Source organism: Bacteroides galacturonicus, from assembly GCF_003096855.1.
Taxonomy (GTDB): Bacteria; Bacillota; Clostridia; order Lachnospirales; family Lachnospiraceae; genus Lachnospira; species Lachnospira rogosae.
In genome coordinates, this window is the sequence record NZ_QEOA01000006.1 from 101,716 (window position 1) to 115,236 (window position 13,521).

5 protein-coding genes and 2 riboswitches are annotated in these 13,521 nt (G+C 35.9%); all 5 genes read right to left on the reverse strand.

Features of this window, described 5'->3' with window-relative positions; all coding sequences use genetic code 11:
• Positions 1–7: 7 nt before the first annotated feature.
• The 5 genes from C7390_RS09190 to C7390_RS09210 all read right to left on the reverse strand — a co-directional run bounded on the left by C7390_RS09190 (position 8) and on the right by C7390_RS09210 (position 13,295).
• On the reverse strand, positions 8–394 hold the full coding sequence (locus C7390_RS09190; protein WP_207643370.1) for a YbaN family protein: 387 nt from the start codon (positions 392–394) through the stop codon (positions 8–10).
• A gap of 234 nt (positions 395–628) precedes the next feature.
• Positions 629–2,047 (reverse strand): alanine/glycine:cation symporter family protein, encoded by a 1,419-nt coding sequence (locus tag C7390_RS09195; RefSeq protein WP_116444061.1) that lies wholly within the window; start codon positions 2,045–2,047, stop codon positions 629–631.
• A gap of 212 nt (positions 2,048–2,259) precedes the next feature.
• Positions 2,260–2,413: riboswitch (glycine riboswitch) on the reverse strand.
• Positions 2,414–2,421: 8 nt separating this feature from the next.
• Positions 2,422–2,496, reverse strand: a riboswitch (glycine riboswitch).
• 258 nt (positions 2,497–2,754) lie between these two features.
• On the reverse strand, positions 2,755–10,002 hold the full coding sequence (locus C7390_RS09200; RefSeq protein ID WP_116444062.1) for a pectinesterase family protein: 7,248 nt from the start codon (positions 10,000–10,002) through the stop codon (positions 2,755–2,757).
• Positions 10,003–10,308: 306 nt separating this feature from the next.
• Positions 10,309–12,477 (reverse strand): hybrid sensor histidine kinase/response regulator, encoded by a 2,169-nt coding sequence (locus tag C7390_RS09205; RefSeq protein WP_055306236.1) that lies wholly within the window; start codon positions 12,475–12,477, stop codon positions 10,309–10,311.
• Complete coding sequence (locus C7390_RS09210; RefSeq protein ID WP_116444064.1) at positions 12,477–13,295, reverse strand: substrate-binding periplasmic protein; 819 nt, start codon at positions 13,293–13,295, stop codon at positions 12,477–12,479. The genes C7390_RS09205 and C7390_RS09210 overlap by 1 nt, the downstream gene beginning before the upstream one ends.
• Positions 13,296–13,521: the final 226 nt, after the last annotated feature.

The following is a 13,521-nucleotide window of genomic DNA, read 5'->3' on the forward strand; positions in this document are numbered from 1 at the left end:
CATAAGCTTACGCCTTAACTGTTTCAATTCTTGTAAAGAAATATATGTACTTGAATATTATCAAAAATACAATAAATACACGCCCATATATATTAGACATTGCAAGCATTGCCAATATAAGCATTGCTGATGCTGGCAGAAGTATGCACAACTTAGTCTTTAATGTCATTGAACGGCTGGTAACGAAGCTTTCAAGATGTTTTTTGTAAAGCTTTGTTCCAATAAACCACATATGAAATCTGTCAGAGCCTTTGGCAAAGCAGAAAGATGCTAATAATAAAAATGGCGTTGTTGGCAATACTGGAAGTACGACACCTATTGCACCGAGTACCATTGACACAATTCCTATCATAAGCCATAAAAGTTTAATTGGGGATTTAATGATATTCTTCATTAATGTTTCGATGTCCTTTCTTATTGTCTTGTTGTGACTAACTTTAGTTAATCACGGCTAACTTTGATAAGTATATATGAACATATCATTTTTTGTCAATACACCGGATTAATATACCAAATAATGGCAATACCTCCGCGCCACTTAAGGACAGAAGATATTGCCATTATTTTATAGTTTTTCCGCTCAATGCTTTATTTTAAAGAACTCTTGGATATCTATAATATTTATAAATTAAAGCTTTTCATTATTATGTCTTTCAAAGAAGCTCTTAGTTTCCTTAACTACAACTCCGCTCAATACGAATAACGCAATCATATTAGGAAGTGCCATAAGTCCGTTAAATATATCAGCGATTGTCCATACCGCACTTACTGTCATATAAGGTCCAATAAATACTGCTAATATGTATATCCAGCGGTATATTTTAACGTGCTTCATATTACCACCGCTAAGATATTCAAGACATCTTTCGCTGTAATAGTCCCAGCCAAGAATTGTTGTAAATGCAAAGAATACAAGACAGAGCATAAGCACAAAAGAAGACACCTGTGCCGGGAATGGAAGTCCATTCTGGAACGCATATGTAGTAACTGCTACACCCTCAAGGCCTTCAACCTGCCATGCACCTGTTATTACAATTGAAAGCCCTGTAAGAGTACATATTACAATTGTATCAATAAATGTACCTGTCATACTTACAAGTCCCTGTCTTACAGGTTCGTTAGTCTGTGCCGCTGCCGCTGCTATAGGTGCACTACCAAGACCAGCCTCATTAGAGAAAATGCCTCTTGCAACACCTTTCTGCATAGCAACAAGCATACTTCCGACTGCTCCGCCAGTGATTGCCCTAGGAGAAAATGCTGCCTGAACTATAACCTTAAATGCCGCAGGAACTCTAGTAATATTAGCTATTACTAAAACCGCAACAAATAATACATATATAATTGCCATAAATGGCACTACAACCTGACTTACGCTTGCGATTCTCTTAACACCACCTATAAGCACAAGTGCAACACAGACTGCAAGAATAAGTGAAGCGATTACTACTGACCATGAGTACTCGCCAAGAAATGGAATATTGACACAATGCTCATTATTCGCATCGAAAAAACCATTAACGGCACTTGAAATACCATTTACCTGACTAAATGTACCAATACCAAAAAGTCCAACACATACACCAAAAAATGCAAATAACTTAGCAAGCCATTTCCAGTTCTTGCCCATTCCCTGCTCTATATAATAAAATGGTCCGCCAAGACTGTGTCCGTCTTCTCCTATAACTCTGTATTTAACAGCAAGAAGACCTTCTGAATACTTAGTTGCCATTCCGAAAAATGCTGTTATAACCATCCAGAATAATGCACCCGGACCACCTGCACAGACTGCTGTTGCAACACCAACGATATTACCAGTACCAATAGTTGCACTTAAAGCTGTACATAATGCGGCAAAACTTGTAATTTCGCCTTCGGCCTCTTCTTCATTTTTAACCATCCATTTTAATGCTAAAGGGAGCTTTCTGAGCTGTAATAAACCAAGACGAACTGTCAATAATATTCCGCCAAAAAGGATAATTACCATAAGCGGCACACCCCAGACGAAATTATCAATGTTCGTAAGAATCTGATTAATTGAATTCCACATTGTACTTTCTACCTTTCATATCTAAACTACAGCATAGTACAAGCCTATACTGTCCCAACACCGCAAATGCCGTACATTACTAAATACTTTGCTAATATGCAGACTTTTACTTAATGCATTGGAATTATAGACAATATTGCCTGAATAAATATAAAAGCAGAAATAACATTTTAGAATATACAACTTATCATATAACAAGTTATATTATACTTTATGCCTTCTCTGTCCTTTTGCCTGAGAGATTCATATACCCTCTTTATAAGAAGTCATAATATTGTCTTGTAATCCATTATTAACTGCTTATAAAGAACTATATGTTGCACCTTCGGCCTCTGTGTTTATCCAGAACTCTCCAGAGAGTCGATCCATTTACAGTTGCGCCAGCAGATACTGGCACCTGAGAGTGTTACTCCTTCGGCAGGCTTGCGCCGTTTTCCTGCAAACTTCATATCGAAAATTGCCTTATATTAATATAATCTTATTTTCTACATAATTCAACTTATTTTTACAATTTTTTTATAATTATAGAATTTCCTATTACATAAAAAGGCAGCCACCGTGATTACACTCCTCCGCTGGATATACCAGAAAGTATGCTGTACCACTTTATGTGACTGCCATTTTATTATCTGCTTATATTATTTACTTATACTATTCGCCTATACTATTAACTTATATTATCAGCTTATATTATTAAGTATATAATTCTAAGCATTTTCTTTTCTTCTATATAATGTAAGACATATAACACCTGCACTAATCATAAGAACTGCAAGAAGAATTATTGTTCTTGTAACTGAGAGAGTATCAGCTGTTGCAGCACTGTCTTCTGCCACATCATTATTATCTGCCGCACTGCCATTTCCTGATACATTGCTCTTATCCTCTGTATTAGAATTAGCAACATCCTCATAGACTACAATATATGTTGAGAATCTATCAGTTGCAAATGTAAGTTCTCCTGTTGCTTCATCAAATGCGGCACTAAGAATATCTGATACCCCATTGTGAATTCTTATTACACTATACTTTCTTGTCTTTGAAGAATCTTTATTAATAAGGTCTGCATTTAACTTAACCTTAATATTAATTGCACTGTTAAGTTCATATACATCAGACTTCTGCGAACCTATAATCTTCTGTAACTGGATATCAAGTATGCATCCAGCAGCCTGATTGTCCTTAATGTTACTATTAATAAGTTTCTTCTCATCTTCTGTAAGATTAGAACTCTTATCCTTTACAGTAAGTGCAATATCAACCTTTACACCATCTTCTGCCTGTTTAGCTTCATCTTCTGTAAGGATAGCTTTAATAATGTCTTCTGTTGAATCTACAAGTCCTGTTTCCGGTACTCTTTCATCTACCAATACTGAAACTTTAATATCTGTCTTAACATCAGAGTTATCTGAACCCGGCTTGTTGTTATCACCCGGCTTATTATCGTTGTCGCCTGGCTTATTATCGTTGTCGCCCGGCTTATTATCGTTGTCGCCCGGCTTATTATCGTTGTCACCTGGCTTATTATCGTTGTCGCCCGGCTGTGTATTCTCAAGCTTAGGAATAACTGTAATGTCTGCCTTGTCACCACATACTGTACAATGATGTGACTTGCTTCCTTCTTCTGTAGTAGTAGCTTCCTTATCGATAGTCCATTCTGTACTATAATTATGTCCTGCCGCTGGAATTACTTCTGTCTTAGTATCTCCACATACTATACAAGTATATAACTTTGAACCTTCTTCTGTACAAGTTGCTTCTTTCTGTACTTCACCATCATTCCATACATGTTCTGTATGTTCTTGCTTAGCTTCATTGTAAGAAGTCTTCTCCCACTGTAATGTTGTAAGTGTAAGCTTTCCTGCACCTGTATATGGTTTAACTTTAGTATCAAGTTCTGAAGCTGCATATAATGTGTAGCCAGTATAAGGAAGGTCTTTCTTGAATTCATCTTTATCCTGAACTAATGCTACTTCACCTTCTTTATCAGTATTAAGAGCTACCTTTAATTCCTGCTGGACTCCGTCAAGCATATAGATTGTATTAAATGCATTAATATAACCTGCTGGACTGCTTCCGTTACCACTTATAAGTGCATTAGTTATACCTGACATATAGCAGTTCTCAAGTAACATATGAGCTCCACAGTTAGATGATGCACCATTACTTACAATTTTCTTAGCTAATTCCGGATTTGTCTTTTCTATATCAAGACGCATTTCTCTTAAATCCTGTGCATCCATAATACAATTGTATACATGTGCTGTACCATAACGAAGTCTTGGCATTCTATCCATCGAATTCTTATAGTAGTTATTAGCAAGTGTAAGTTTAATATTCTTAGCTGATGAATCATCATCAGACTGTCCTAATAAATGAGTCTTTTTCTGACCATAAGCATAATTGTATATCTGCTGATCTGTCATACCCTCTTCAAGCAAATGCTTATAATATGGGTAGTTATCTGGATTAGCCTTCATAGCATTCATCATTTCATCAAAGAATACATTATCTTCACTTGCTGGAAGGAATTCACACCATGATATTGTTATATTACTGTCATTAACTGGTGTCTTAACATCAATAACTCCATCATATGACTTATAGAAAGTACAGTGGTCAACCCATATATCAGAGCTTCCCTTTTCTATTGTCATATAATCCCAGTCATTACGATCATAAGCACCTTCTGTATAATCGTCCCACTCCCATATCTCATCAAATTCAATATTTCTTATGATGATATTATTAGAGCCTGTTATATCTATACATGTATGTGTAATCTTAGCTCCATTCTTAGAGTAGATTGTAAGATTACTCATATCTGCAAGCTTAAGCATTGATACACCTGTCTTTAAAAGTGTTGGGTGTGTAAGTGGCTCAAGCTTATGTGCTGTTATAAATGAGCTGTAGCTGTCAAAGTTATTAACTTCCTTATCACCAAGCGCAATATCTGCTGTAAGCTCGATCACTGATGCCTTACCACTCTTCTTTACACTCTGTATTGCATTAAGGAATTCTTCTGCTGTGCCGGCTGTGTAATAGTTATCTGATGTTTCCTTTAATAATCCACCACCTGTTACATTAGCACTCTGTGCATAACCTTCCTGTGCATACTGTGCAAGTCCTGTATCATCACCTTCTGTCTGTGAATAAGTATCTGATACATATTCTTTTTCTACATATCTGTCTATGCTGTCTGTCTTAACAGTACCTGTATACCTTATTGTACCTACTATTGTATATGGATCCCAGCCAAGATATGATGTTGAAGTCATTTCATTGGCTTTCGTAGCAGATATCTGTCTTCTGTTACTGTTAATTGCAAATGCAGGACCATAGCTTCCATATTCGAAAAATCTTGCATTAGCAGCCAAATTACCACTCATATCTGTATATGGATTAGAAGCATTCGGCTTTAATATCTTACCCATATAGCAGTTAATCCAAGTAATATAAGCATCTGCTCCCCAAGGTCTTGCAAGATAATACTTACTTCCTGAGCATCCCTCTTCTGAGAGAACCTGACAGTTAAAGAATGTAAGACCATATGTTGCAGAGGCTGATGCCTTAGGAGCTGATACATAGCCTGAATTCTTATTAGCATTGTAACGGAATACAAGCTTGCAATCATTAAATAATGCTCTAGGCTCATTACCATATATGAAATCCACATTACCAGCTATATAGCACTTGTAATAATACTGGGTGCCACCATTAGCACAAAGTGTATCCTGATAACCAAGTATTCTTAAGTTGATATATGATGTTTCATTGGCATCATTTCTTAAAGCATCTGCTGATTCATTTGACTTAGTACCATCACCAAGATAATTATAAGTATTCTCGATTGTAAGGTTCTCTGCCGAAAAGCCTGTTGCTGTCTTATCTATTCTTACAGCACATCTTAAAGACATATCTCCACCAGCTAATTCCTTAACATCATAATATATTCTTGTCTTCTCGCTATCCTCACCTATAAGTGTTATATAAGGAGATTTAACAACAAGATGTTCTTCATAATCACCTTCTTTAACAAGAATAATTACACGTCTCGTGTTATCAGAAGCAACTGAATCTACTGCCGCCTGAACTGTCTTATAAGTTGGTATTCCATTAACCTCCTCACCATCAGTTCCTGTGTATGCACTATCTACAACCTTGTTGTAATTAGTAAGATATACATAATTAAATGTTTCTCTAGTCTTGTTACCTTTCTTATCTGTGAATATTAATTCAACATCATTTCTTCCTTCTTCAATAGCAATGTCTTTAAATGCAAAGCTTTCTTTTTCTTTAACATCTGTCTTTGCTGCTTCACTGCCATTAACATAAAGCGTTGCTGTTACATTTTCTTCAACTACACCTTCAATTGTAATCTTTCCATTGTATACAGTGTCATATGACTTCTTAGTTATTGTATACTTAACAGCATCATCTTCATATACATATTTACCTGTATGTCCTGCTGTTGGAACAGTCCATAAAGTATCTGATGGGTTACTGTAGTTATCTACTTTTCCATTAACGTGTGAATAAGCTATTATATAATAGTAATATGGCATCTCTGCTGTTACATCTTTATCTTTATAAGCACATTCTGTAACTGTTGCTATCTTTGAAGCATTCTCTGCTGTCTCATCGTATGAATAACGATATACCTCATATTGGTCAGCCTTATCTACTGCATCCCATACAAGATCAACTGTATCTGCACTTGAAGCTATGCTTGCCTTTGGTGAATCCAGTGCTGCTATTACTGTTATTGCATCTGATTCAACATAATCATTAATCTCACCATTAATACCTAACTTACCAGCCACTCTGAACTTATAATCTCCGGCATCCTTAATTGAATACTTATATGTTGGCTCAGTAATGTCTGATGCAACCTTTTCCCAGCTCTTTCCGTTATCTCTTGATACTTCAAGCACATATAAACCATCGCCTTCGGCTGGTACTTCATCTGTCCAGCTTACTGTGATGTAATCTCTTGTATAAGCTGCTTTAGCTGTAACTTCCTTAACAACTGGTGCTGTACCTACTGCATTGTAGCATTTATTCTGGTCGTAAAGAACTGTTCCGTCCTGTGCTATATACTTCATATTCTGGATAGTTGCCTTAACACCTGCTAATACAAATCCATATGATACTGCTGTATTTTTCTTATCTGCATTAAATAAGAGATTATCACTTGCACTATAAGAATATGTAGCTGTCTTAGTCTCTCCACCCTTAGGTGTTGCTGTGATAACAAGAGCATCGTCTGTCTTTTCAACTGTAAATGTCACAACAGTTCCTGCTGGAATAGTTGTATCCACTTTACTTGAAGCACCTGCAAGATCTGATGGCTTCTTTGAGTAAACCATCTTAAGTGCATTAGAATTACGTATTCCTACGGTGTCTATATAATTCTTGTTAAATGCACCAAAGAATATACCATTAGTATTGCTTGAACCACACTCTGTAATTGTTATATCTGCTGTAAGCTTGTTGGCATCTGTAGTCTCATCAAATCCAAAGAAGCTTACTGTATTATTGATATTAGTTGACTTATCAGTGTTTGTAGTTGTATTTAATGTACCACCTGTCTGTGTAAGAACAAGTTTCTGTCCTGTAGGCTGTACAACAAGATTAGAAGCTGTACCATAATCATATGTCTTAGGCATAGCTGGCTGTTCATTATATTCAACATCCTTAGCTGCATATACTATAGATATTGAAACTATGTAAGCTGAACCTGTTGATACAATTTCAACTGTTCCTTCGCTCTCATCTTCATAATTATATACTGTTGTCACATCATCTTTTGATGCCGGCTCACCCGCTATTGTGTAAAGTGCATATGTACTTGCTGGTGCATATGATTTTACTGATATAGTACACTTTCCACTTACAGGTATTGTTATCTTAGCTCCTGTAGTAAACTGTGCTGAATTAGGGCTTGGTCCATTAGGAACTAACTTACCTTTTGTAGCATCAATAGCTAAACCATTGTAGTAGCCTGTTGTTCCCATAATATTATCATCATAATAATCACCATCATCACTCTTAACAAAAGACCAGCTTGTAACCTGCTCAAATATAAGCTTATGTGATGCTTCAGCACCCTTTACTGTAACTGTGTTACCTGACTTTACCTTGTATGGAAGTGCAAGGAAATCACCACCAAGTGTAAGTGTATATGAACCCTCTCTTAACTTAATAGCATCCTTATCTGTAAATACATATTCATATCCATCATCATTATTCATATATATGTATTTTACATTCTTGCCTGTTAAATCAGGTTCTTCCGGAAGACTTACTGTAACGGCATATGTTGGCTTAAGTCCTACAGTTATATCTAATTCTGCATCTTCTGAATATTTAATTCCATCTGATACAGAAGTTACTTCATAGTCATTAGCACCCTTTACGGCTACACTATATGAAACACCTTTTTCAAACTTAGCTGTATATTTCCAAGTATCTGTATCAATAGTTACTTCTGGAACATAGTCTGTTTCCTCAGTTGTTGTAAATACAAGTTCAAGGCCTTCTGTATAATAACCCTCAGTAATGCCATTAATCTTACCTGTTACTGTGCAGGTATCAAGGCTAATGACAGTTAAATCTGCTGTAATCCTGGCAGCAGTCTCTGTACTTACACTATGTTTATAAATACCACTCTTAATCTGGTATGCCGGATTGCTCAGTGATATCTCATATTCCATAACTTCATCTTCTGCTGGTACTTCAATTGAATATGTACCGCTCTTGCCATTCTCTGCAACTGTTATATCTGATGTATATGTAAGTCCAGTTGTATTATTAGTCGCTACAACCTGCATATCAGATGGAATATCTGATTTAGATGTAATAGTTCCATTTATTACTTTCTTATTAAGTTCTACACATTCGATTGAAAGATTTCTAATGTATGTATTAGTTTTAACATCTAATGTAAGCTCTCCTTCATCTCCTGTAAGATAACATTCAAATTCCACATCAACATAATTTTTGTCAGAATTTTCAACACAGGAAATACATTCCATCTTTCTTAAGACCTTGTCACTTCCTGTTATATTAAGTGTATTTCCTAATATGCTGTCCTTATCTGTACCTACGTTCTTATTGACAGTAAGTTTAATAACAGCCTTATCTCCCGCTGCCGGTATAACTATCTTAGTACCAGTATTAACCTGAATTCTATCACCTGTCGTTGGATAAAACTTACCTGATGATGCATCAACATATAATACATCTTTATCACCATTAGTATAAGTTCCTGTATCACTTTGAATTATTGTATTAGAACCTTTACTTGATAAAACTGTTTCTGAATATCCCCATTCAGCTTTAGTATCCCCACCATCTGCGAATGAAGCAGATGTTGTCGCATAACTTGTTGATGAGTCAACCTTTATCATATAAAGATATTTCTGTGCTTTTAACTTAACAGATACTGTTGTTGCATTTTTATCTACCATTCCAGTAATTACATAGCTTTTACTTCCACCTGATGTCACTTTAACATCATTCATTCCTGTACATTCAATATCATCTACAGTTATTCCACTACTTGCCTGCAATGTTACTGTACAACTTTTCGCATTATTAATCACAGGAAAAGTCATTACTGTTCCTGCATTAACCTGAAAATCCTTATTAGTACTGCCTGCTTTCAGGCTTCTATTAGCCATTTTACCTGAATTTGCATTTATTAATAATTCATCATTATTAGAATTAACCAGCTTACCTGATTTGCCGTTCAATTCCGTAACTGAATTATCATTATCGCCATCTGCGTACATTGTAGAACTTACTGTCCACTCTGCACTGGCTTTTTCTGCCGCTTTGGCTGTAATGCTAAACAAGCCCTCCGGCAATGAAAGTCCAGATATGATTAAAGCTAACGCCATAAACATAGCCGAACTTCTGCGAAACCATTCTCTTCTACGTCTTGATTTCATAGTCCATACTCTCCCTTTCTTAACAATACAATGTTTTGTAACTTTTACACAAAACTAATTGCCTATTTTTTATAAGATTACAACTTTTGACGAAAATGTACTACTGATTTTTATAGTTCTCAGGTACCAATTACTGAAATTTTTAGGTTTTGATGTATTTTTTGTGATACATTGCATAAAATCCGTGTAAACATTTACCAATAATCGTCTATATTACAAAATAATATATATTTATTACTGCTAATTATTTACACGGATGTTATACGCATATATTTAATTATTATCATTCTCTTAGTGTCACATCTATTATCTGCCTGCTTGTCTGGCAATTATATTAACTAATTCATCAGCATCTATCGGCTTTGCTATATGTGTATTCATACCAGCTTTAATGCTCCGTTCTATATCATCATAGAATGCGTTGGCACTCATCGCTATAATTATTACAGTACCCGCATCTTCTCTTCCTGACTTTCTTATCTTCTCTGCGGTTTCCAAGCCGTCCATAACCGGCATCATTATATCAAGGAGTATAACATCATACTCATTAGCATCTGAATTCATATATGTATCCAGTGCTTCCCTGCCATCGCTTACTCCAACAGTCCTTGCACCCGCATTATCAAGAATAAAGCTTACAATCTCCATATTCATCTCGTTGTCTTCTGCAACCAGCACTTTAAGCCCTTCAATTGACATCTGTGCATCATATTTACTATTCTTAGCTTCAGTCACGTTACGGTTAATTTTGAATGGTAATATTATTGTAAACTCTGTTCCAACATTCTGTCTGCTAATAAATTCAATTTCTCCACCCATTATCTCAATAAACCTCTTGGTTATTGCAAGTCCAAGCCCGGTTCCTTTATAAGCTGTTCTTGCATTGCTGCTCTCCTGTGCAAATGGCTCAAAAGCTATCTGCTGGAATTCTTCGCTCATTCCTATTCCGGTGTCTTTACATATGAAAGTAACCTTAACTATATCGTCATCAGCTGCATTTTCACTATAAGAAAATCTTACAGAGCCATTCTGCACATTATATTTAATCGCATTGGATAATATATTCTGTAATATCTGCCTTAAATGAAGCGAACTACCTATCAGATTGTCATATTCTATACTACCTCTGTCAACTGAATAATCGATACACTGTTCATCTGCCTGTGTCTCAATAACACTGCTGACCTCATTAATAATCTTCGTAAGCTCAAATGGTTCTTCTTTAATGGCAATCTCCCCCGACTCAAGCTTATTCATATCAAGAACATCATTTACAAGATCTAATAAAAAGCCTGAGGCTGACATAATCTTATCAAGACATTCTTCTTCCTTTTCCCTGTTGCCAAGATTGAACCTGCATATATCGACCATTCCTCTTATTCCATTAATAGGTGTTCTTATATCGTGGCTCATTCGCCTTAGAAAATCTGTCTTTGCAATATTGGCACGTTTCTCCTGCTCTGCCGCCTGTAGAAGCTGTCTTTTATATTCCATTTCCTGTAGCTGCATTTTGCTTTCGTCCTTGGCAATAACAAGCTGTCTTACAAACATGACAACACCTATTACCGCAATATAAACAAATAATGCAGCAGCAACCGCCCTGTTTCTTAAAGAATATACCTGCTTATCCGCAAAGAACGCATATATTGTATAATTCTCTATCTGCTTTCTCTTGCCATAGTAATAATCATTTTTGTATGGTACAGCTATAATACCATTATCATTTTCTTCCCAAGCTCCATCATATCTTTGCCTCAGTGCCTTCATATCAAGCCCCTGAAGCTCCTCGTCATTGGAATTAAGCACCTTGTCCTCATCTGATATATATACAATCCCATCCATATCAAACTCAAAACCTGATATGAGCCTGTCAATGCTTATATCTCCACTATTATCATAGCTTTCCTTCTTCACATATGTAATAACTGCACCTTTTGTATCTTTTCTTGCCGCTACAGCAATATCGGAAAACTCCTCATTCTGGCTTTCGGTATATGTTATGCTCCCTGACCTGGCATTAACTCTTGTTATATATACCTTCTGTGGGTGTTCAATGACATCTTTTACATTACTGTCGTCTATAACTGAATCAATATCCGTATATTCCATTCCCCTGCAATATTCACATTCACCCTCTCCGTCAAGAACAACTATTCCGTCAAGTCTCTGGTTATACATATATTCATCTAAAAATGTATCAATATCATCTTCATACTGCATACACCTTACTAATTCCTGTGTCTTATCAGAAAGCCTGTACAAGCTTTTCACTTTATCATTCTGTATAAAGTATTCATATGTATTAACTCTTGTCTGCACAAAATCCAGCACCCTGTCTGCTGTCTTATTAACCGTTTCATTGCTTATTTCGGTAAATATAACAGCTACTATTGTCAACAGTATAAATCCTGTAATTATTGAAATCAAAAATGCTTTAACATCTGATATGCCCCATATTCTACTCTTATCTTCCATTAGTTCCCCCATACTGCCATACTAACGTCAACCCCATATTTCTCTGCTATGCTCTGTATTGTGCCATCAGCCCTCATTTCGTTAAGCACCCCGGTAAGCTTCTTATCAATTCCACTGTCATTATCAAATGAAAATGCAATTCCCAGCTCTGACACGCTTAATTCTTCCCGAAGCACACCAAAATGTTCCTCATTGGACTGTACAAATACTTTCATAGCATTTTCGTGACCTGCTATGGCATCAACATAACCTTTTCTCATACTAGCATATAATTCTTCCATCGTTGACATACTGTACAGCACACCAACCTGCGGCGTATTCGTATTGGATAGTATGTACTCCGGCTTGGAAGTTACCTGCACCGCCACTCTTTTGCCGTTAAGATCATCAAGGTTTTCTATCCCGCTGTCTTTATTGACAACTACTATCTGACGGCTGTACATATATGGACCAGCCCAGTTGTACTTATCCTCCCTGCCGGTCATTGTAAAACAGCCCCACAGGCAGTCTACCGCTCCCTCTTTAAGATATATGTCTTTGTTATCCCATACAATCTGCTTGAATACTGGCGTATAACCCATACGCCTGCAAGCCTCTCTTGCTATCTCAACATCAATTCCTGTAAAGTTGCCATCACTGTCAAGATAACTGTAAGGCACATAATTATCACTGCCTATTATAAGAGGCTTTAAATCATTACTTGAACTCTTAGAGCCGTTATTATGTATATTACTGCACGCCATAAGCCCTGCTGATACTATGGCAGACAATATACATATAACTAATTTTAAATAACTAATTATATTATTACTTTTCATTTTTCCCCCACTCTTTAATAAATACACTCTTAAGTATTTCTGCCTGATGTCTGTATATATCCTTTTATATATTTATCAATGTTTTTAATCATATACTCTACTAATCTTACATAACTTTTATGTATTTAATTATATAGCCTGATGAACTATAAGTCTATGTTTATATATTTTAAAATTTTTAATTTATTTATATAAAATAAATTGTTCCGTAGCTTATACTATATAT